Raw genomic sequence first — 22,249 nt, 5'->3', positions numbered from 1 at the left:
AACCTAGCGGGGCAAAATAATTCAAAAAATATGGGGTTGCTCGGGGGGATACAAAATCACTTAAAAATGAAAAGCCTCTAATTGATTCAATCAGAGGCTTTTATTAATATTTACTTAGAGTTGTTCAGAGCTATTTATAGGCGTTTATTTGCCGATACAGTAAGTGTTAACTATTTGATTTATAGTGTTTTTATTGATATTAAGTTGTACGAGGGTTGTACAGAGTAGAGGCAAATTCTATTCGGCTTCAAATTTAGACTAAAATCCAGTTAGTTTTGCCTACAGTTCCATGTTTATCAAACATTGTGGATTTACAGGCTGTTTGACAATACTGGCTTCCACAAAATCAGCCTCAATAATCCTATTGACGCATTCTTTATTATCATACACTTTTCCAGGAATATGATTGCATTCGGTAAATTTGGAATTACAAATAGAGCATTGAGTTATCTTTGCTATCCCAGTAATGCTAAACCCTTTAAGCCTGCCTTGACTGATACGACGTTTTACTTTTTTATCTGTAACTATTCCTTCTGTTCCAAGCCCTTTTTCATCTTCGTATATGAGACACCATCCTACAATTTTTGGCTTATGGTTTAAAAAAATAGGGATGGGATATTTCTTGAAAGGAGAAATTACTTTGAAGCATTTCTCATATTCCTTTTTGAATTGTAATCGCTCTTCAAGTAATTTCTTTTCAGTGTTTTTAAGTACTTTTTCGCCATAATAATTAAAAATATTAGTTGATCTATCAATGTTAATAATAATATTTTCTTTATTAACATTTTTATCACTTTCAAGCATCTTATCAATCTGACTTGATACTACATTTACCGCAACGTCAACCGCTTTACCAAATAAATACAGAATTAGAACATCAGAAAACATTTCAGAAATGCCCTTTTTATACAAGATTTCTAAAGGTTGATCATCATCTGGAAGAATTCTTACCTTGTGACCCTCAGCACGTAGATTTTTAATCAGGATTAAAGTTTCCCTTGTGATCAATTTTCTGTTAGGATATTGACATTCAAATGGATTGAAAGATTCAATTTCGATGACTTCATTTATCATGAGAAAGTAGAAGTATGTTCTTTTTAACTGGACTACGATTCTTGAAAGTTAAGTATTTAGATCATTGATTATTTTCCTAAGGTAATCCCCCTTAATCTCTCCTGTTTTCTCTCCTTTTATATTCCTATAATGGAATTACTGAATTTGAAATTATCTAATCACTCACTTCTAAGTAAATAGTATACATATGATAATTATTTTAGAGTATTTAAATCATGAAATTCTCTACAATTGCTAATAATTTTTATGCTCTGAACTTCTCAGCTTCAAAGTAAAAGAAAATATAATATAATCTTAAATCTTTTAATATTTTTTATCAAAATGAATATTAAAATGGAGTTTTGATGAAATAGAATACAACTCAAATGTAATGTTAAGTAATTATTTTTGATAATCTGGTAATTTACTATACCATCGAATAGTTCTTGCAGAAGCTTCTTTCATAAATATATTGAGTTGTTCTAAATCACGTGCAGGACATTCATCTCCGGTAGCTTCAAAATTTGACTTGGCATGTACTACCTGGTTTCTTGTACTATAAATTGTTGAAGCAATTATATTACATGCTTGTGTCATTTTATCTTTTCCAGATTTATAAGTTAATTTTTTTTCTTTAACTATCCCAAGCACTTTCTTTTTAATACTTTCGGGTAGGTAATCGAACAATTCAACCATATCAAAACACTCGTTAAAGACTGATTTAATAAGTTCATTGTCTTTTAACCTTTGGTTTGTGGAATTTACTAGCTCAAAGATAGATTTTAAATATTCTCTATTTGGATTCAAAACAATAGGAGAGTCCAGTTTCTTTGAAAGCAAATCGTAAGAATCAATGCTTATAACAATAGGAGCGAAGTATTCAAATATTTTATAAAAGTTAAGAAGACGAAGTTCCTTATCATGAGTTTGTAACCCTGAAACATACAAACGCATAGCATCCGAGTATTTGAGAAGCGGTTTAAGTACTATTTCTTCTTCAGGATCTGAGTCATCACCTTCTTCATTAGCAAAAAGGATTTCAATCTTTTCTGCTAATTCTGGGTCATTATCCCTGATTTTTGATAAGTAAAAAACAAAACCAGTTGTGTCGGCTATTTCAAAAAGATAAGAATAAATTAAGTCAGATTCATGTTCATTTGATAGCTTATTTCGTTTGTCTTCATATTCTATTTGAATAACTGTATAGCTTTGATATCCGGTTCCAAAATCATCGTGATATGAATCCAAAAGTATGCAAGCTATTGCAATATAAATGGGTGATCCAACAATACTAAGTTCTGCACCTTCAATCTCTTGATAAAAATCAGAAGTACTCTTTAAATAGAATTCTAGATCTTCAGTTTCTGCCTTTATAATTTGATATGTTAAAGTAGTTGTTTGGATTCTTCCTTGATCAATTATATTAAACTTGTCCATTTGCCAATCAAATTCTATAAATTCTTCGATAGTTAAGGAAAAACCTTCATCTTCTCCAGGAAGTTGGATATATATTTCTGTGTCTCCAAGCTCTATTTCAAATAAATCCTCGGTATAATAGCTTACTTTTTCACATAATCTCTTAATACACTCTTGGATTTCTAAAATGTTTTCTTCAGATATTCTAGTTTTATTATCACTCATTTCATCTGTAATTTTAAATAAAGTTTTATGAAGTATCCTTTTTGATTTATATCATTTGATTATCAATCAATTTTGCATTATAGTCCAATGTAAATTCAATTCCCTCTCTACCTCTTTCAGCCGTAGGTTCAATTCAACTTTCTGGTTAAATTGCTTGCAATTCGATATAGCAGATTTAAGCCTTGTAATTTCCTTCTTTAGTTGTTCTGTTTTGCTGTTGACCTCAATCAACTCATCGAAGGACTTTTGATTAATTTTTGGTTTTCCAGACAGTTGATTACAAAAGTCCAAGTAAATTGAATCGATGCTCTTCTTCAGATTGAGGTTAAAATGCATTTGCTCTGGTTCTAACCAATCGGATTTAAAAGTCCAGTCGATGACTGAAAAATTCTCATTTGTTGGGTGTGGATGTTTCTTGGCAGTTGATAAAAAAAATCCTCTTCCGAAAGATACTATGAATATAATGTGATAGGGGATAGCCTTATCCATGATTTCGAGCAATTGTTTAGGATCTTCGTTTACTTTAAGTTCAATCTTAAATAATTGGATTTCCTTTATTTCTTTACCTGGTAGGTTCAGTGTCTCTTCAGATAATTTATTACTCCAAGTGATTTTAGATATAAGTTTGGTAAACAGTGCTTTTTGATTTGCATTTGAATAGCTTTCAAAAGCGTTTTTAGGAACGGTTTTGTTAACCTTGGTTTGTAGCGGAAGAGAAAAAAGATCCATCATCTCACAATTAGAAATGAAACTAATTTGAAGTCCTCTATCCCCTTGAATTTCTCTTTTAAAGCGGTTGTTCCCCCCGATTTGAATAGACTCATTACTTCCTTTTCCTCTTCGGTATTGAGGATGGAGCCGATGCTTTTTTTGAGTAAGTGGGAATAGAAATCCATTTGGTGATATTCATCCGTCTCCTCATTTAGGATTTTACAGACATCTTCTAATGGTTCGCTTTTGCCTTTGCAAAGCATACGAAGAGCATCTAGTATTTTTTTAGGTTCGACATGTCCTAGGTTAAGCTCACCTGTTTCTTTGATGTAAACCAGATAGTAAGGGTGAAGCCGGTTTAGTTTGTTTATGTTTACACTGGAATTAATGTTTTTCAATACATAGACAACTCCTCTGGGAAGTAATTCATTAGATTCTACTACTGCATGAAGGCCTTCTGGAATATAGGTCAATTCTCCATAGGTTTTTATGAAGTTGGAAAGATCTATTCTGAAATCGTTTAAACCCAGATCTGTAATGCTAACGCCTTCCCGGATATCTTCAAGGTCAATTACCTCGTCTTGCATTCGTTGGAGTTGAATTTTCCGATATTCTAAGTCTTTTTCATCTGTATTTAGAATATTGTCATCTCCGGTTCCGGTCATATTTGTGATCTGCATTCGACTTTCCACCCGTTGCTTTAAATTGATATAAGCGTCAAGTGTGATATCTGGCCAGAAATTGACGAGCGTGATGCTTTCGTTTTTAGAGCCGATTCTATCCACTCGACCAAATCTCTGAATAATTCTTACCGGGTTCCAGTGAATATCATAATTGATCAGGTAGTCACAATCTTGAAGATTTTGGCCTTCGGAAATACAGTCTGTGGCAATCAGCAAATCAATCGACTCTGAAATATTTCCGTACAGATTGGCTTTCCCCTTAGAAATGGGGGAGAAGCAGGTCAGAAGGTGATTGAGTTCATTCGGAATATCTTTGGCATTACTCGTTTTTCGAGACCCTGTGATCAAGGCGGAGTTGATATTGTATTTTCTTTTCAAGTGTCCTTGAATACTGGAAAACAGGTAGTTTGCCGTGTCAGCAAAAGCAGTGAAAATGATTACTTTTCTATTTCCTGGGTTGAACGGGGCATCGATTTTCTTTTCCAGCAGTGCGATGAGCTTCTGCAATTTAAAGTCGTCCTTGCCCGTGATATCGACGATCTTACTCCAAGTTTGGTGCAATATTGCTAAATCCTCGTTCAGGTCTTCTTTCCACTTTCGAGTGTCCATATCGGAAATATGGACTTTGATCTTTTTCCCGATCATTCCTTCTTCATCACCCCAATCGGATTCCCAGTCAAAATTCTCGTCGTCGATTTTTGCTTGGATCCCTTCGTATTGGCCATTTGACCCTTTATCAATGGAGGAAATGGCATTTTCAATTTGGGAAATGATTCCCTCTAAAGTAATTCTGAATGAATCTACTGAGCTTTCCAATCTTTTTAGAAGGTTGATCCGCATCAGAATTCTTAGACTGTTGTCTCGGTCAATTTGGGACAATTTACCGGCGCCGGAGCGTACATCTTTTTCAAGAAAATCTCTGTAATACTGGATTTTGCTTGGAAGGATATAATTCAGTGGAGTGTAAACTGAGAGGTTCAATAAAGTTAAAACCTCCGCAATTTCGGTATATGTGACCTCACCATTTTCGGTCAGTGGACTTTGAATGGAAATCGGTTTGTTCCGCGTTGGGAATTTCCCAATATCTGAGGTGTCATAGTACGTCGTAATATGTTTTCTGGATCGAGCAATAGTCAGGGAATCTAAGATTTCGAAAAAGTCGAAATCTAACATTTCCAGCAACTTTTCAGTAGTTCGTTTAGAATTATCAAAGGTACTCCAGGCTTTAAATGCTTGCTGTGCTCTTCGGAAGATCTGGTCGATACCAGCGGAGGTGTTCAGTTTTGCATCAATAATGTGAGCCTTTCCTTCATAGGCTAATGCTAGCTGGTTTTTTAGATCATTGAAGCGGTTATTGACAGGGGTAGCCGAAAGCATCAACACTTTTGTTTCAATTCCTTCTCGGACAATCTTCCGCAATAGTGTCTGGTATCTGTTTTCTCTATCTGAATAGGGGTTATTGTTTCGGAAGTTGTGAGACTCATCTATCACAACTAGTCCGTAATTACCCCAATTCACATTTTCTAAGCGCCTTCCATTACTTTCCCCTTTTTCTCTGGATAAATCTGTATGGAATAGTACATCATAGCGGAGACGATCAGCTTGTAGGATATTGTTTTTGTCATTGTTGCGATAGGTGTTCCAGTTAGCTTCAAGTTTCTTGGGGCAAAGTACCAGGACATCCTTGTTTCGCATTTCATAATATTTGATTACTCCAAGAGCGGAAAAAGTCTTCCCCAAGCCAACGCTATCAGCTAGAATACAACCATTGTATTTTTCCAACTTGTTGATGGCTCCGATTACGGCATCTTTCTGGAAGTTGAAGAGCTTACTCCAGACCAATGTGTTTTTAAAGCCAATCTGGTCATTTGGTAGATTGTCGATTGACAAATCATCCAAAAAATCATTGAAAATGTTGTAAAGGGTTATGAAATAGATAAACTCCGGACTGTTTTCCTTATAAGCAGAAGCAAAATAGTCCTGGACTCTCTGGGTCACATCTTTCAAATCTTCTTCATTTTCCCAGATCTCGTCAAACCATTCCAGGTAAGCGTTACTGTTTGGATAGTTGGATCTTTGGATTAGGGTAGGGAATCCTTTCTTTGGGCTTAGTCCAAGATCGGAAGTAGTAAAGCTATTGACATTGGCATAAGCAAACGCTGTTTGATCTTTATTCTCTATGTGAATCAGCTTGTTGAGTTCTTGATCGAGGTGCTTGTTTGATTTAAAAGTAACCTTTTCCTTCACCCATTTGGAGCATTCCTTGGCAATAGCACGCTGGTTGAGTTGATTTTTTAAACGGAGTTCAAAATTTCCACCACATAGATCTGCCTCTTTGTAAAGGTGGGGGATGAAAAATTTAGGAACTTCCTTTTTCAAGTTCTCTTCGATGAAAGTAGGGGAGGTAAAGACGAATCGAAGTTCATCTATGGTTTTCAACTCCTTTTTGAGAGCCTCAAATGCATAGATCGAAAATGAGGATGCAGCAATACTCAATTTCGTATTCTTGCCTAAATTTTCCTTCAGGTCATCAGCTAACCGGTGGGTTATATTGTCAATTAGTTTCATAGATTGTTAGGCTGTGAGCTTATCTTCATGACCACAGACCTTTAGCATACTTTTGTAATGGTCTTCATCTACTTTTTTTATTAACCACAACACATCATTTACAACATTTTTTCCCTCCTCCATTAATGGTTCTACTGTATTGTCCAATGACTCAATTCGATCGAGATGTGAATATTTATGTGCGAAAAAGTAAATTCTTTCTTTTTGTTCAGTTAGCAAGCCTTTTTTCTCACCCAATTGCAATGCTCCATTAAATCCAGAGTCATCCGGGCATTTAAAACTGGTAAATGCCTCTAAAAGTCTTCTTATTGAGTTGGCAATGGTAAAGCAAAGGGACTCTTCAATAGTATCCATGTCCTGAAAATCTAATACAGTCTTAAATACATGTTGGTATTCGGAATGAAAACTCATTAAAGACTTATTAGCATCAGTAATTACACCTTGCTTTACTAAATAGATATTTGCAACCACATCTTCTTTTTTGTTTTTCCTTACCATCCAATCCCGAACTTGTTTGAAAAACCAGAAATTATGGGTTAGTACGAAAAGTTGCTTTGATTTTTCAGTAGCTTTCTTGATTAGACTCGATGCATTGAAAAGATGATTACTATCGAAACTGGATACAGGGTCGTCTAAAATTATAATTTGATCGGCCATTTTAGCGTCGTTTTCCTGAATCTTAGAGAAAAAATAGATCAAGGAAATTGCTGTTTTTTCTCCCTCACTCAAATTTCTGGCTACGATACTTCCTCTTTTTAGTTGGTAGCCGCCCTCATCTTGTCTTTCAAGAATAATATCATTTCGGCCTAAAAACCTATGAATATTATCATTAATCTCATCTATGGCTAAAGTATCACTTTTCAGGCTGTTTTGCAGTTCTTTAATCTGACCCTCAAGCAATGAAAGTTTCTCCTTCTCAGAAGCTCGCTGATTTTTTAAGGAAGAATATTTTTCTTCAGTTTCTTTGATGCTTTGAGTTAATGCGGATTGGCTAACAAAATGATACTCAATTTTCTTTTTCGCGTTTTCGGCCTTTTCCTGATGAGAATTTGTGATCTCATTATGTTCTATTATGATTGAATTAAGAGCGGACAAATTTTTATTAAACTCAGAGAATTCCGATAAATCTGAATTTTCTACATCAAATAGTTTAAATGGGTCACCTTTCTTGCATATTAAGGATTCTATCCATTGCTGGAGTTTTCTGTTGGCTTCTTTGAGAGCGTTGTTTGTTTCTTTAAGTACTAGGTTGTATTTTTTTTTCAAACTTTCATAAAGCAAATAACTATAATCTGTTAATTCTGGTCTAATACCTTTTTCTAGATTTTCGACCAATTGAGTAATTTGGTCTTTTAGATCATTATATTCTTTGCTGAAATGCTTTTCTAAATCTTCAATCCTATTTTTTGGAAGTTTTTGGCCACAGAACTCACAATCATTGCTTTCATGATGCTTATGTAGTTCGAGACCAACTTCAACCCATTTACCTATTTCAGGATTATCTTTAAGTCTCTCAATTACTTTTGATGTTATGTTAGTAGTAAGTAGTTTGTGTACCTCTTTTTGAATTTGTTTTAATTTTTCAATATCAACTTTTACCGGAAACTGTACCTTGGGTATTTCGTCTTTTTTACTGTTTAAGAGAGTGTAGTCCTTTTCTTGTGATAAATCTTTTTCTGAAAGTTCATAATCTTTTAGCTCTCCATCTCTTATTTCGATCCAAATTCTTTCCGAAGCATTTTTATTGTAGGTTACATTTGCGTAGACAGTTCCCAAAAAAAAGTCCTTAATTGATTTTCCGGTAGTTTTATGGAAATCTTCTAAATTCCTATAATGAGTAATAAATTCCTTCTCTATTTTTCCGATATCTTCCTGCTTTTTTTTGAGCTCATCTTTTTTATTATCTAGCTCTTTCTTTTCATCAATTTTCTCCTTACTGATAAAAATTATAGGTTTCGTTGTTGCATCAAATAAATTTAAGTTATCCGTTACAAAATCTTGATTAAAGACCCTTATGTCCAAGCTATGATCTAGATTTTTTGATTCAATCTTTCCACTGTCAAGATTGACAGTGAATTCGGAGGATTTGAATTCAGCATGTAAGGACTTATTTTCTAAACATCTCATCAATCTACCAAGAGTAGTCTTGCCGCTTCCATTCCAACCATATAATAGGTTGTATTTATTGAAAGGCTTTATTTTTTGTCCATCTTGAAAATTATCCAAGATGCCGAATCCTTTGATTTTGGTGATTTGTTGGAGCATTTTAAAAGGTCATCTAGCTTTTACTTCATCTGTACAATATCCATTAGCTTTTCATAGCTGCTTACTTTTGAGAATTTTACCACGCCACCGCTGATCGTATCAAAATGCTTTTCGGCACAGTGGATTTTGAGCTTTTCTATTTCCCTCAAATCCATATCGGAATCGGAACCCTTGGTTTCGGCCACAAAATAGATGTGTCGTACCTTATCCTTATCCAGAACAATGGCCCAATCTGGGCTGTATTTGGCTACAGGGGTGGAGACATAAAAGCTCTTCGGAAGCTTAGCATAGACCACCACTTCGGTACTGTTTTCCAATGCCTTGGCAAAATCAGCCTCAACCTTGGAATCTGATGTCAAATAGTCATAGATATGCTTTTTAAGCAGTTCTGATTGGCGTAGGGCATGTTTGTCATTCGTAAAGACCGTTTTTGCATCATGACGGCCTTCCACTTTGTGATAGACGATGTTGTTAATGATCAGGCTGGCCTTGACTTCATTGATCAGTTTGCTGGATCGAGCAATAAACTCTTCCGGATTTTTGCGGATCAATAAGAATTTTTCTTCATGAATAGCTTTGAGAATGGCAACTATGGTTCGTCTGGTGAGATGGGTCAAGGCTTCTATTTCACCAATGACATCATAGACCGAATTGGTATATAAATCATTTTTGAGTTTTAAGGATTCTCGCTTGGATTCCTTTACCAAGTTGCCTTGTTCCATTTCCGCCTTTGTACCTTCCTTAAGCTCTCCGGTTTTTACCTCGTAGATTCGATCGCTGATATGAAGCTGGGCATTGATCCGATTTTTGCTGTCCTGGATAAGCTTTTCCGTATCAAAGTTGACCTCATAGACCGTTTTTAGATTGATTTTGTCCCAAAGTTCCTGGAATTCTTTCTTGGCAAAATTTGCATTGGTATCCAGTACTATGGATTGCCGCTCGTCCTCCGGTTTGAAAGCTTCACCAGTGTAAACTGACTTGAGCAATTTGCCGATGGATTCTCGGTAGGGTTCCAGGGTATAGGGTAGAGCGAAAGTATTTTGTTCGATCAATTCCCGCCCTTTGAGGGTGATCTTATAATCTTCATCGATGACTTGATCGACAATTAGCTTAAACTGCAGCTTTTGAGCTTCTGCATCAGTTAACCGATGAGTGTTGCTGTCCGCATCCATCAACACTTTACCTACAAAATATTCTTTATCAGCTTTTTGTGGTCTGTCCTTGAGCGTAGCTGCTATTTCAATTTGAAGCCCTTTGGCAAAGGCCTCATAGCTTTCAGAAGCAATGACGGTCAACTTATTGATCTCGTGGATCTGATCACCCACCAATTCATAATCTTGGCGGACTCCTCGCTTATCTACACAAAGGCGCATTCCACGTCCTACTTCCTGCCGTCTCCGTGTTTGGCTTCCACTATCAGCATTTTTAAGCGCACAGATCTGAAATACATTCGGATTGTCCCAGCCTTCCTTTAGGGCGGAGTGGGAAAAGATAAATCGAACAGGCTCCTCAAAGCTCATTAGTTTCTCTTTGTCCTTCATGATCAAATCGTAAGCTGAGGTATCATCTGAATCCTCACTTCCCCGTTTTACCGAAGGGTCAATGGATTTTCCTTTTTTATCAATCGAGAAGTAGCCCTCATGTACCCGATGGGCATCATCTCTGCTTAGATAGTCAAGATAAGCTTTTGGCATGTATCCCCGATGTACTTTACTGGGGTCTGTTTCTTCCAGATATCCATTGTAGTCTGCCCTGAAAAGATCCAAAAATTCGCTTCTCAGCTTATTATATTCCTCTTCGAAGATCTTGGCATATTCTCCCAACAGCTTTTCCCCATCCTCATCATAGAGGCGGTACTTTTCTACGGAGTCTATGAAAAAAAGACTGAGGACTTTTATGCCCTGCCCAAAGAGTTGCTTTTCTTTTTGAAGGTGGGACTGAATCGTTTCCCGAATTTGGACTCTCCGAAATGCGTTTTCGTCTTTGTCATTAAGGATGTCCCCCGGTAATATATCTTGTCCATTGATTACTACCTTGTTCAGATAGCCGTTGATTTCGGTAATTGTATGGTTTTTATAGACTGGAAGTTCTCCTGACAATTCATACAGGTTGGCTCCTTCAGGCAATTTTTGTCTTACCTTCTTAATACCTTCCCCAACTCGCTTTTCAAATTCCAATACAGCAAAGGGTGGCTTACTCGTACTTAAGGAAATATGCTCCAGGTACAGGTAACCTGTGGTGCCCGTGGAGCCTTTGAGATTGATGCCTTTGACTTGGATCTTCTTTACCAAGTGCTGGTTATATGCATCCAGTGCATCTAATCGGTAAACCTTGTTATATTCTTCACCCTGGGCATGAGTAGCTGAATATCTCAGTGTAAGCAATGGATTAAAGCCCTGCATGCTATCCAAGGTTTTAGATCCTTGTTTACCAACAGATTGTGGTTCATCGATAATCAGAATTGGATTGGTCTGGGCAATGATATCTATAGGTCTCCTTGTCCCAAATTGATCCAATTCCCTATAGATTCGATTCCCTGCGTTTTCCTTGAGTTCACCTGTTTTTTTATCGTATTGGGGAGAAGAGAAGGCCTGTGTGTTGATGATCATCACAGATATCCTACTATCGGAGGCAAAATTGTCAATGTCTTCCGCTCTGTCTGAATTGTATATGAAAGGCTTGATTTTGTGACCATACAATTCTTGAAAGTGGTCTTGGGTTACCTCAAAAGATTTGAAAACTCCCTCTCTGATCGCTATGCTAGGAACAACCACAATGAACTTGCTCCACCCGTAGCTTTTATGCAATTCGTACATAGTGCGGATATAGGTATAGGTCTTACCTGTACCGGTCTCCATCTCTATGGTCAGATTATAACCCAGTTTGACTCCCTTGGGTCTTTCGATTTGTTGACTCTCGTTTAAGTCGTTTGCTTTTTGAACGTCTTGTATGTTTTTCAACACATTAGCTTCCGAAACTTTGATGGGACTATTTCGGTAACCTATGTCTTCCAAAACTTCGGCTTCGAAAACTGATGCCTGAACCGCACCGCTGGCAGCCTGTTTCGCTTTTTTAATCAGGTTTTTGCTTCGCTCTAAAGTAAACCTATTCGTTTTAGGCTCTTGCCCTTTAAAGCAGTCCACCACGGCTTTTACCGCCTGAATCTGAAAATCTTGTTCTTTGAATTGGAGTTTCATTTTCTGCTTTTGATGGTTTTATAAGCTTGTTGCGGATGGTTTGGCATTTCAGGGATAGCGTATTCAAGCCTTTTTGACTCTCTCAGGGGTTTAATAAAATTGAAAAGAAGATATTTTTCCCCTTTATGTAACAGCTTCGATAACTGACTAATAGAAAGTTCCTTCGAAAAACATAAATCACAAATAAAGTCTTCCAGGGCTTCCTTATCGGTTATTCGTCCTTGAAAAGCCGGAAATTGCTCTTGAATGTGTTTTGGAAACTGGTTCACTAAGTCGGAATATACTGGTTCACTAGAAGCCTGAACTGGTTCACTAAGATTTATTGCACTTGATACTGGTTCACTAGAAGCTTGAACTGGTTCATTAACTTCCCCGGAAAATAATTTGCCAGGAACATAGTAGGTTGCTTTTCCTTTGCCTTTCTGATCTAAGATTTCCTTTTTTCGTAAGTCTCTTAGGTCTGCGCTTGCTTTTAGAGGATCAATGCTATTAAGCTGTCTATGAGCAGAATTGTCAATAGCTCCGGTTTCTTTGGTGAATATCAAAGCCCTTTTTTGATCTTCATTCAATTCAAAGGATTCAAATTTGGAAAGCCACTTCACGTCCTCAGTCCCTAAGAAATGATGCAATAACAGTCGAGCGGTAAACAGATTTCTTCCATGATCACTTTCAAAAGTAGGAGGGAGCAAGTTTGATTTTTCCATCAATGCCCGCATGGTGCGAATCCCAGAACCTTTGGTTTCTGCCAAGTTAGTCTCATGAAAGACCGCTGCGATATAGGGATTACGATTCTTAGAACCCGGTTCTCCCAAGTGGTCTTCCGGCTTAAGCGAAAATCCGGGATTTTTAATTTCCAACCTGTTTCCGTACCGTAAAATCTGTATAGGTTGGTTTTCTCTATAGGTTCTGTGGATCAAGGCATTTACGATGGCCTCACGAAGAACTCTGGTCGGCAATCCTATGCTTGCAGCCTGTAGTTCTCCCTCAGCGAGTAGAAAGCCTTTAGGCAAATCATCCGTTATTTGGCTAAAAACACGTTGAACCATTTCCAACAAGGAACCACGCATATCAATGGTGGTAAATCGGTTTTCAGGATCTTCCACCCATTCATTGCCAGGAATTCGGATATAATCAACCCGAACCATGGGTAACAATCTCCGGTGTGAAGGTCTTTTTCCAAAAAGCAAAAGGCCTGCGTAGGTCAGATAGGTTTGACCGTTTTCTTTTTTAATGCAGCCAAGGGAATGCAGTAAGTCTATATCGCTGTATTGCAATTCTTCTGCGAAAGGATTGATCTTAGAACGTAAGTTTCGATAGAGCTCGACTGCCGATTCGCTTACATCATCCCAAGATGAATCCTTTACAATACTGCTATCCAGTGAGTCTTCTTTATTATAGAAAACAAAAAGATCATCTTCGGTGCAACGCTGGTCGCTGCTACCGATCCTTCGATAGGCGCCTTTGGGAAGTCCGTCTTTCTTAAAATAGACAGGTTTCTGTCCATCAGCCAACTCCTGGACTTGAATGACAATGACATTTTTATCACCAATGCGCTCTACGGTAATGTCGGGTCGGATGGGCTGGTTGAATATCGATGCACATTGGGTGCTGAGATCCAGCTGCAATTTGTCAGTCTGCTCTACGCCTGTTGCTATGTAGGAGGGGAACAGGGACATTTCTTCCTGCTCGACTCCCAAAAGGATATATCCGTTTTCCAGACCAGGCTCATTGCAGAAAGCACAGATTGTTTCCATCACCGATCGGTCAATGGACGAGCCTTTCTTAGCCTCTATCCAAGTGCACTCATCAGTGAGATTCAATTGTTTGATTAGTTCCTTGGCATTCATATAGACTGAGTCTTTGCCTCTGTTTTATTTTCTTTCACTACCTCAACTTCCTTTCCGCCTTGGATTATGGAATCTTTATTTCCATCACTATTGATTATTTCTTTTAAAATCAAAACTAGTTGTCCTTCTGCTTGAACTCCCTGAATTCTAATTTCCTCATACATATCCCCAAGCAACCCTATTGGTCTGCTTGTTTTTAAACTATAAGCTGTACTAGGAGGGGTGGAAATAAAAGAAGCTCTCAAATTACTGATTGTACCTTCACTGAAATTAAGTGTAGCGTAAATCTCTACTTCATTATCTTTATCAACCTGAAAAAATGATTCGGCTAGTTTGCTATCTATAAGCAAAAATTTTAAAGCTTGATCTGTAGTTTCGGGAGAAAGAATTTTAATGCCAATCCCAATTGTTCTTCCGTAGTTAACTGAAAAAGATCTACATACTTCTTTTGATGCAGGAAATGGGTTACCATCAAATTTTACCTTTAATTTTACTTCCTTCCCTGAGTACTCTTTTGGAAGTAAAAAAAATTTTTTTAATGTGTCATTGGAATTGGCATATTCATCTGTTAAATTTTTTAGTCCGTTACTCTTTCTAGATAATAATTCGTTGAATTTTCGATCTAATTTTTCACTTAAGTCTATTTCATCTTTAAAAATATCAACAGTATGATTTTCCCTTAGAATTGATTTAAAAGCTTCAAGTTTCTCAAAGTTTTCTCCCTTATCTACATGCGCGGGAACCACTTTTCCATTCCTCTCATCTAAAAGGTAAATAAATATCTCTTTTTCTAGCTCTTTGGCTTTCTCATACTCCCGCTGTACAAAAGATTTCGCTGTAGGGATATCTATAGAACCAAGCCTACAGGCTATAATTCCAACAAAAATATCTGACTGAACAACCTCGGCTATGCAAGTCTCTATTGGTTTTTCTGTCCTTGCTCCGAATTGTTCCATGCCCCTGATATTCACCTCATATTTATTTAGGATCTCCCATACTTTGTTTCGATGCTCTTTAAGATCCTCGAAAGTGGATGATATAAAAACTGTCTTTCTCATATTAATGGCAAATATTCTCTGTTATATTACTTTCATTTCTGTCTCTGGACTAAGCTGCTTAAGGAGCTGGCGGACATTCACTTTGGCAGTATCGTTTTTGAAGCCATTATCTCGGAATACAACCCGAAGAGGGGAGTCCTTGGCAATTTCTTTCGCAAAGTCCTCATCGATCCCTGAATCAAAGCAAGCATAGAGGGAGTTTTCAGCCACTTGATAGACTTTCTTTCCCGAAATTTCTACGGAGCTGATCTTAAGGCTGAGTGGAAGTCCCCAATCCAATAGAATCTGGGTCAATAAATCATCTGGTGTACGGTCAGGCTTGATATTATCTGCAAAAGCATCCAACTGACTCTGCTGATAGTCTTGGGGACGGTAGTACACATCCTGCATATTGCTGGAGTCAAGACGATATACCCGGAAACCATAGTCCTGCTCATCAGTGAAATCGGCAAAAAGACCATCTTTCTGGGCTTTTTCCAGTTTTTCAGCTTTGATTTTTTTGGCAGCTCTGCGAATACGCTCTTTGCCTATTTCACAGATGTTTTTGTAGCCAGCTTTATATGCATCACTTGATTCATCTGTTTTTTCAGGTAGTTGTATATGAATATATTTTCGATTTAGGCCATCAATTGCATTTACTTTAAGAACAGAGTGAGCGGAAGTGGCTGAACCTGAAAAGAAGTCAAGAATTATATCATTTTCGTCTGTACTGAATTGGAGAAGCCTATTTATTAACTCTGTTGGTTTGGGATTAGAAAAAATGCCTGTTCTATCAAATAATTCTTTAGCTTCAGTTGAAGCATGGGTGTTAAGGATTCCTTGAATAATATTTTTATAAGGAGAGCTTCTTTTTTTTGGATTTCCTTCATTATCAACATTTAAGTAAATCTTATAATAGACCGACCAACCGCATTGTTTTGAAGGGGATTCTTGAAGCTCAATAAAATCATTTTTTATTCCCCAGTCTAGCTTACTCTTACTCCATTTCCATCTCCAACCGTCATTAAACTGATTTGTACGTCCATTAGGAAATGCCTTTCTTCCATCAGGTGTTGTGACTCCATAATCAAGTGTTTCATGATAACCAAGCGTTCCTCTGTCTAGGTTATCTGTATAATAAGGCCCTCGTTGTTCAAAATGTTCATCTTTATATCTATACCTTGAATTATCATGAGCTTCTTCGTCCTGATTAAATTCTAAAAGATCAATATTCCTTGCGTAAACTATAATATATTCGGTAATCGTTGCAATATGCTTAGCATCAGAAGAACCGGTTTTCTTTTGCCAAATAATATCTGCTACAAAGTTACTCTCACCAAAAACTTCATCACAAACCTTTCTTAAATTATGGTTTTCATTTTCATCTATAGAGATAAATGTGACTCCATTTTGGGTCAAAAGATTTCTTGCCAATTTCAATCTTGGATACATCATCGTTAACCAGTCAGAATGATAGCGTCCAGCTGTTTCTGGATTTGCCATCAAGCGTTGGTTATATTCATCCTTTTGACCACTTTCTAAAAATTCTTCATGGCGGTCTTTCGAGAAATTATCCTTGTAAACGAAATCCTTCCCAGTATTATAAGGAGGGTCGATATAGATCATTTTGATCTTGCCCAGATAGCTTTCTTGTAAGAGTTTGAGTACTTCCAAGTTGTCCCCTTCGATATAGATATTCTCTGTGGTATCGAAGTCAACAGAATCCTCCCGTACTGGACGAAGGGTTTTAGTAGTTGGAAGGTTGGCCGTTACGATGGCTACTTTTTTACCCGGCCACTCTAAGCGGTATCGTTCTTTGGTACCGTCCACCACGGCGTGACTGAGTTCCTGCTTAAGCAGGTCGAAGTCTATTGCTTTGCCTTCGGCCGATTCCGTCACACAGTTTGGAAATAAGCTGGCCAGTTTGTCAAAATTTTGGTTGACCAGATCAGGGGACTTCATGTCCAGTTTCTCAATACTCATAGCAGTGCTTCGGGATTTATAGGGATTGTTGATAGGTATTTAGTGCAAGCTTCAAGGCTTCAGGGATGTAGGCTTCACCTTCAGTGGCTTTCAGAATTTTGTCTGCTAGCCAGAGGGTAAGGAGTTCCTGTTCGTTTTGATGGAAGATTTTGGCCAGTTCCAGGATTTCTTCCTTACGGAATTGTCGGTCTCCCCGCTCCATCTTACTGAGTAAGGCGGTATCCATATCGAGCTGGGCTGCCAGCTGCCGAAGCAGGATGTTTTCCCCTTCCCGCAGCTCCCTGATTCTATCTCCTATCATCGTTAGTCTATTCGCTTATTGACTTGACAAATTTTGACTAAAATAGAAAATTACCGGACAAATACAGCAGGAGCGAAAGGAAATTTTTAAGAAAATTAAAAAAATCGTTTACAGTCTTGAAAACTGTGATATTGACAAAAAATGTATCTACATATAGGTATGTCTGTATATAAATATATCTATATATCCAGATATAAGGACTTTGGTATATTTGGATTTATGAGGAGTAAATAGGGGGCTCAGCACTCTAACCCTAAATCCTCTTCTTTACCTTTTTTCTTCTTTTTCTTTTTGCCGTCATCACTTACACTCCCAGTAGCCGAAGCACCAGCAAGCAACTCACCAAGGCTAGCAATGGCACCATTAGAGTGAAAAACGCTATTTGTACTGCCTTGATCACTTGATGGTAAGATTTCCGGTTCTCGATCATTCCTGAAATCAGCTTCTCGATCCTTGGATCCAGTTTTGTGGCCAATGTTTGATGATTGGAATTGATTTGATGTTGAAGTATTTTTTGGTTTTTCATGATCTCCTTCTGATTGTTTCGAAGTTCCATCAGGCATTCGATTAGCTGTTGGTTTTCCAGCTTTAGAGTCATTTCCTCCCTTCGGATATGCTGCTCTTGTTCGACCGTTTGCTTCGTCAATTGGTTGAAAGTCTTTAGTTTGCTCATAGTTTAAAGTTTTGGATACCTGACCCCATTTGAATTGATTTCCTAATGCCTGGCCTTTGGCTAAAAATCCACCAAAGCAATAGGAAATTCCTGTTACCCTGCCTGTGCTGGCTTGGTTAAATAATACATTGACCCCATTTTTTTCCAAGTGGTCTATAAAGGCAGGGATGTTGTTATTTCTTTTCAAAGCTGCTCCTACCAACTCTTGGAGTACCATTCTCTGGGAAGCTTTACCAGTCCTTAAAGCCATTTCTATTTCATCCTTGTTAGGAGATTTCACCTTTGATTCAAGGCTGGATTGGACTTTTTCCAACCCATGTTTTTGCTCCAATTCCCTAGCGATTTTATCGCTCCGTTGGTAATTTTTGCTGTCTGAAACTACAGTTCCATCAAAACGATTACGTAAAGCCAGAATATGACAATGTGGATGACCGGTGTCATGGTGTCTGAATATGAAATAGGCATTGTTGTCAAATCCCATTTTCTTCATGTACTCCTCGGCAATCGTGAGCATTTTTTCATTGGAAATCACTTCGTCCTTTCCAAAATTGAGGCTGGTGTGAAAGGTGTTTCGCTTCAATCTGGGGTTTAAACTTTGCAACAAGCGGAGCTCATTCTTGATAGACTGATGATTGAGGCTAGCAAAATTGGTAGCCAGTATCTCAGCTTTTTGGGACTCGTCCTTGGAATAGAGCTTTTTCAAGTTGTAGTTCAATGCTCCCATGAATGAAGTTCCGATTGATACTTTAGTGATCATCGACTAGATGTTTGATTAGGAGATTCAGTTTTTCTTTCAGAGCTAGGAAAGCAGTAAGTTTATCAGAAGGTACCGGGATATTCGAATTGTAGTGTTTTGCAATTTGGTTGATGTTCGTTCCGATCTTCTTTAACTCTAAATAGGTTTGCTTTTCAAGTATCGGAGTACGTGCTTTCGGCAGTCTATTTTTGAAGACACAAGATCTGATTACTTCGGAAGCGCTGAGGTCGGAGTATTCACAAAGTTTTATCAACTGCTCAAATTCTCCTTCGTCCATTTTGAAGGAAAACTTAATACTCTTTTTTTCTTTTTGCGGTAGCTTAGGCCTGGCCATATCAGTAATTGAACGAAGTGAGTTTTTGATTTCTGAGCGGAGTGAAGCAAACGTTTCGGTCTGGCCGAAACATAGCTTGCTTCGCAAAGCGACCCTCAACGCAGAAAGCCAAGTCGATCATCATTCATTAGCATTTCATTGAAGTCTTTGTATCCGACATATTCTAGACTTTTGTCTATGCAGTAGGGGTGTTCTCTTTGTAGCTCTTTGGTCTTTTTTTTTCCCTGGTCATCCCGATCTAGGAATAGCTCCACTTTTTTAAATTGCTCGAAATAGAAGGTGGCTTCACTGGTATTTGCCAGTGAGTTAAGGGATATTAGACAGGAGGGAATCTCCTGGAAATTGTTTCTTTGAAAGTAACTCATCAAGTCAAAGATCCCTTCAAATATTGCCAAGGTTGAATTTCTATTTCCTTTTGGATCTCCAAAAATACTAATGCCTTGGGCGTTGCATCCTTTCCAATATTTGTTGCGAATCGACCAACCATTGGTATTCTGGTTTCCTACTCCAAAATATTTCTTTCCGTCTACCTCGAAATAAACTTCTTTACAGAATTATCGAGCCATGGACAAGTTTAACCCTCGGGATTCAATGTATTCTGAAACAGCATTGTTAGAACCAATTGGTTTGACAGCATAGACTTGTAATTTAGAATCGGCTTTCAAGTTTTGGTGATTGACTTGCTGTTGAAAAGAAAAAGACTCCAAATTCTTTGACGAGAGATGATTCAGTGCCTCTTCAATGGAAAAAGCAGAGTTCAATTTCAAGACTAGGTCGATCAGTGTTCCTCCGTCATTGTTATTTCCGAAGTCAATCCAAAGATTGCACTTGTGATCTACTTTGAAAGAAGGCGTTTTTTCTTCCCGGAATGGAGAAAAGTATATGGAATAGCTTCCAAGGTTTTTCGCTGGATGGATGCCAATCGTTGAGAGATATTCGAGAATGCTGATTTGATTGGCTTGTTTACAGTTCATGATTTTATGGTTTGCTAGTTAAAATTGTCAAAGCAGGTTACTACATCACTACACTTGGACTAATTGAAAGTCAATCAAGTTATTAGGTGTAGTCAGGTTACGCTTTTATAACCGTTTTAAGCTTACTACATTTCAGGATTTGTAGTAAGCGTAGTAATCTTGATTGATTTAACCTTACTACAGTCAACTTTCAGTATATCAGACATATATATTTATTGTAGTATAGTAGTAAGTAGATTAAGGGTTTTTAAATAATAGCCTTTGACTGGATATGACTTTTCGCCATGGCCTCTTTTGGCAATCCGTTCAAATCCGAGTCTTTTCAGGGCTTTTCCTACTTCCTCCCGGCTGATTTTGAGAAGTGATCCCTCTGCTTTGTTCAGATATTGGATGATATCCGACGGGGTCATGAATTCATCCTCCTTATTTCCTGGCTCAAAGTGTTTTTGGACCAGCTCAAACTCCATAGTAATAGTGCTGAACTGAGCATTGGCCAGTTCGTTTTCCGTGATCTCATCGGCTGTCATATTGAATTCAAAACCACAATTGAAAAGGTGGTATGCCTGTGACCAAACTCGATTGATGTCAATATTTTTTTTGTAGTCCCAATTGATTCCGATGAGATTGAAGCAAAGCCAACGGACACTTCCTGTATCATCAGTCAGGAATTCGGCTTTGTTGGTAGAGCCAATGATGGATGCTCTCCGAGGTTCCATGGTAGGTTTTCTGTCATAGGGATGCCGGACTTTGATGTAGGATCTACTCATCAGGCTTTTTTGGGCATTTATTTCCTGCTTGTTAAGCGTTGACAATTCATCCTGGATGATTAGGAAGTTTTGACAAAGAGCTATTAGGCTATCCTTGTCTACCGAGATATTTTCGGTCTGGTATTCGGAAAGATCTGGAGGAGTAAGAAATCTAGTCAGAGTTGACTTTCCGCTGTTTTGTTTGTCTTGGACTAAAATTAAGGCCTGTTTGTTAAAGTATTGGTCATCTAGACTGCAGGCGACGCAACGGACTAGCCACTTTTTGAACTGGACTTTGAACCTTTCTTGATCCAGCACTTGGATATAGCTGGCGAAGTGTTCTATATAATCACCATGTTCTTTCTGATTCCATTGGTGTTTGTGGTACTCAAAATAGAATTCCAACGGATTTACTTTCGGAATAAAATCACTACTCAGGAAAGAATTGATATCGGCTAGGGATGTGTTGTGTCCGGCTGATTTCGCCTCAATCAATAGAGTATGCGGATTGACCCGTAGGTAGTTGTTTTTTTCTTTTTCACTGGCAAAGACCTCGTAGACTACTACGTTGTTGATAAAGTCATATTTACTTAGCAAATAGCGGATCATCTTTACCATTGGAGAATTGGAGTCATCATCCAATCGTTTGAATGGATTTCTGTTTTTCATGTTGCTGCATTAAGAGTTTGAAAATGAATGCAGAACTAGTATCTTTACGTTGTCAGACGGAGATACCATTTCCACATTAAAAGCGAATTCGAAAGGGTTCGCTTTATTTTTTTCTGGCGTATTGCAAAGCTTCCTTTCTTAATTCAGCTTCTGACTTACTGGGGTTTTGAAGTAGCCAATCATCAATCTTTTTACGATCGAAGAAAAGTGCGCCATTATTTGGCTTGGAATATGGAATTTTGGATTGGCTTACTAGCTTGTAGATGTAGGATACTTTGAAACCTGTATACTCACTAAGTTCCTCAGGATTCAAGATATCCTTAAGTCCAAACATGAATTTCTCAATACGATTGAGTTTGAGTAGGATTTGGTCGTTTTCCATTGCTGTATTTTATTTGATGATGTCCAGCAAAGGAGAATAAAGGAGAGCCGAAAAGGCATTGATTATTGACAATTGTCAATGAATTGGCCGTTTTTGTCAATGAATTTTTGAGAAAATACTGTCTATTTGATGTTCAATTTCAGACTTGCTTCTAGAGTTTTTTGAATTGCTTTTGGAGCTTCGAAGAGATCCGGGTTTTATTCCTTTTCCATTTATCAGAAAAATTTTTGCCAATTTAGGATTTGAAAGCCCATCAATCTTATTATTTAGTTCATCGAAAAAATAGACCGCATCAATCACAGGAATATTTAAGTCGAATAGAGGGGAGGATGGAACAATCCCCTTTTTTAAAATTTCTACGAACTGCTCTCTGTTGTTACCAGAAAGCAACAATGCATAACTTTAAGAAAATAGAGGTACACCAAAAA

16 protein-coding genes are annotated in these 22,249 nt (G+C 37.7%); all 16 read right to left on the bottom strand.

The window, feature by feature from the left end:
- Nucleotides 1-279: 279 nt before the first annotated feature.
- A complete protein-coding gene (locus tag Q0L00_RS18585; protein WP_297338398.1) occupies nt 280-1,074 on the bottom strand; it encodes a hypothetical protein in 795 nt (264 codons plus the stop codon).
- Between the two features lie 381 nt (nt 1,075-1,455).
- Nucleotides 1,456-2,694 carry a hypothetical protein gene (locus tag Q0L00_RS18580; RefSeq protein WP_297338397.1) on the bottom strand — a complete coding sequence of 413 codons (1,239 nt, stop codon included), beginning with the start codon at nt 2,692-2,694 and terminating at the stop codon, nt 1,456-1,458.
- 66 nt (nt 2,695-2,760) lie between these two features.
- Nucleotides 2,761-3,426, bottom strand: a complete 666-nt coding sequence (locus tag Q0L00_RS18575) for a DUF4391 domain-containing protein (protein WP_297338396.1) — start codon at nt 3,424-3,426, stop codon at nt 2,761-2,763.
- Nucleotides 3,423-6,656 carry a helicase-related protein gene (locus tag Q0L00_RS18570; RefSeq protein WP_297338395.1) on the bottom strand — a complete coding sequence of 1,078 codons (3,234 nt, stop codon included), beginning with the start codon at nt 6,654-6,656 and terminating at the stop codon, nt 3,423-3,425. Before Q0L00_RS18570 ends, Q0L00_RS18575 begins: the two co-directional genes overlap by 4 nt.
- 6 nt (nt 6,657-6,662) lie before the next feature.
- Nucleotides 6,663-8,921, bottom strand: a complete 2,259-nt coding sequence (locus Q0L00_RS18565; RefSeq protein WP_297338394.1) for an AAA family ATPase — start codon at nt 8,919-8,921, stop codon at nt 6,663-6,665.
- Between the two features lie 20 nt (nt 8,922-8,941).
- On the bottom strand, nt 8,942-12,118 hold the full coding sequence (locus Q0L00_RS18560) for a DEAD/DEAH box helicase family protein (RefSeq protein ID WP_297338393.1): 3,177 nt from the start codon (nt 12,116-12,118) through the stop codon (nt 8,942-8,944).
- Nucleotides 12,115-13,965, bottom strand: a complete 1,851-nt coding sequence (locus Q0L00_RS18555) for an ATP-binding protein (RefSeq protein WP_297338392.1) — start codon at nt 13,963-13,965, stop codon at nt 12,115-12,117. The genes Q0L00_RS18560 and Q0L00_RS18555 overlap by 4 nt, the downstream gene beginning before the upstream one ends.
- Nucleotides 13,962-15,023, bottom strand: coding sequence for a DUF4062 domain-containing protein (locus tag Q0L00_RS18550; RefSeq protein WP_297338391.1), 1,062 nt, complete (start codon nt 15,021-15,023; stop codon nt 13,962-13,964). The genes Q0L00_RS18555 and Q0L00_RS18550 overlap by 4 nt, the downstream gene beginning before the upstream one ends.
- Before the next feature lie 21 nt (nt 15,024-15,044).
- Nucleotides 15,045-16,985, bottom strand: coding sequence for a site-specific DNA-methyltransferase (locus Q0L00_RS18545; RefSeq protein WP_297338390.1), 1,941 nt, complete (start codon nt 16,983-16,985; stop codon nt 15,045-15,047).
- A gap of 16 nt (nt 16,986-17,001) precedes the next feature.
- Nucleotides 17,002-17,286: a helix-turn-helix transcriptional regulator gene (locus Q0L00_RS18540; protein ID WP_297338389.1), complete on the bottom strand. Its 285-nt coding sequence runs from the start codon at nt 17,284-17,286 to the stop codon at nt 17,002-17,004.
- A 239-nt stretch (nt 17,287-17,525) separates the two neighbouring features.
- Nucleotides 17,526-18,683, bottom strand: a complete 1,158-nt coding sequence (locus tag Q0L00_RS18535) for a relaxase/mobilization nuclease domain-containing protein (protein ID WP_297338399.1) — start codon at nt 18,681-18,683, stop codon at nt 17,526-17,528.
- A 22-nt stretch (nt 18,684-18,705) separates the two neighbouring features.
- A complete protein-coding gene (gene mobC / locus Q0L00_RS18530) occupies nt 18,706-18,993 on the bottom strand; it encodes a plasmid mobilization relaxosome protein MobC (protein ID WP_297338388.1) in 288 nt (95 codons plus the stop codon).
- Between the two features lie 152 nt (nt 18,994-19,145).
- On the bottom strand, nt 19,146-19,445 hold the full coding sequence (locus Q0L00_RS18525; RefSeq protein ID WP_297338387.1) for a toprim domain-containing protein: 300 nt from the start codon (nt 19,443-19,445) through the stop codon (nt 19,146-19,148).
- A gap of 159 nt (nt 19,446-19,604) precedes the next feature.
- Nucleotides 19,605-20,024, bottom strand: a complete 420-nt coding sequence (locus Q0L00_RS18520) for a hypothetical protein (protein WP_297338386.1) — start codon at nt 20,022-20,024, stop codon at nt 19,605-19,607.
- Nucleotides 20,025-20,236: 212 nt separating this feature from the next.
- On the bottom strand, nt 20,237-21,439 hold the full coding sequence (locus Q0L00_RS18515) for a VapE domain-containing protein (RefSeq protein WP_297338385.1): 1,203 nt from the start codon (nt 21,437-21,439) through the stop codon (nt 20,237-20,239).
- Between the two features lie 103 nt (nt 21,440-21,542).
- A complete protein-coding gene (locus Q0L00_RS18510; protein ID WP_297338384.1) occupies nt 21,543-21,821 on the bottom strand; it encodes a helix-turn-helix domain-containing protein in 279 nt (92 codons plus the stop codon).
- Between the last annotated feature and the right edge of the window lie 428 nt (nt 21,822-22,249).

Source organism: Algoriphagus sp. (assembly GCF_024305035.1).
Classification (GTDB): Bacteria; Bacteroidota; Bacteroidia; order Cytophagales; family Cyclobacteriaceae; genus Algoriphagus.
The sequence above is the reverse complement of the archived record's forward strand: the minus strand, read 5'-3'. Positions and strand labels throughout refer to the sequence as shown.

Excerpts from the sequence above, each read along its gene's own strand:
- Q0L00_RS18585 (WP_297338398.1), bottom strand. The coding sequence starts at position 1,074 with ATGATAAATGAAGTCATCGAAATTGAATCTTTCAATCCATTTGAATGT.
- Q0L00_RS18580 (WP_297338397.1), bottom strand. The coding sequence starts at position 2,694 with ATGAGTGATAATAAAACTAGAATATCTGAAGAAAACATTTTAGAAATC.
- Q0L00_RS18575 (WP_297338396.1), bottom strand. The coding sequence starts at position 3,426 with ATGATGGATCTTTTTTCTCTTCCGCTACAAACCAAGGTTAACAAAACC.
- Q0L00_RS18570 (WP_297338395.1), bottom strand. The coding sequence starts at position 6,656 with ATGAAACTAATTGACAATATAACCCACCGGTTAGCTGATGACCTGAAG.
- Q0L00_RS18565 (WP_297338394.1), bottom strand. The coding sequence starts at position 8,921 with ATGCTCCAACAAATCACCAAAATCAAAGGATTCGGCATCTTGGATAAT.
- Q0L00_RS18560 (WP_297338393.1), bottom strand. The coding sequence starts at position 12,118 with ATGAAACTCCAATTCAAAGAACAAGATTTTCAGATTCAGGCGGTAAAA.
- Q0L00_RS18555 (WP_297338392.1), bottom strand. The coding sequence starts at position 13,965 with ATGAATGCCAAGGAACTAATCAAACAATTGAATCTCACTGATGAGTGC.
- Q0L00_RS18550 (WP_297338391.1), bottom strand. The coding sequence starts at position 15,023 with ATGAGAAAGACAGTTTTTATATCATCCACTTTCGAGGATCTTAAAGAG.
- Q0L00_RS18545 (WP_297338390.1), bottom strand. The coding sequence starts at position 16,985 with ATGAGTATTGAGAAACTGGACATGAAGTCCCCTGATCTGGTCAACCAA.
- Q0L00_RS18540 (WP_297338389.1), bottom strand. The coding sequence starts at position 17,286 with ATGATAGGAGATAGAATCAGGGAGCTGCGGGAAGGGGAAAACATCCTG.
- Q0L00_RS18535 (WP_297338399.1), bottom strand. The coding sequence starts at position 18,683 with ATGGGAGCATTGAACTACAACTTGAAAAAGCTCTATTCCAAGGACGAG.
- mobC (WP_297338388.1), bottom strand. The coding sequence starts at position 18,993 with ATGGACGAAGGAGAATTTGAGCAGTTGATAAAACTTTGTGAATACTCC.
- Q0L00_RS18520 (WP_297338386.1), bottom strand. The coding sequence starts at position 20,024 with ATGAACTGTAAACAAGCCAATCAAATCAGCATTCTCGAATATCTCTCA.
- Q0L00_RS18515 (WP_297338385.1), bottom strand. The coding sequence starts at position 21,439 with ATGAAAAACAGAAATCCATTCAAACGATTGGATGATGACTCCAATTCT.
- Q0L00_RS18510 (WP_297338384.1), bottom strand. The coding sequence starts at position 21,821 with ATGGAAAACGACCAAATCCTACTCAAACTCAATCGTATTGAGAAATTC.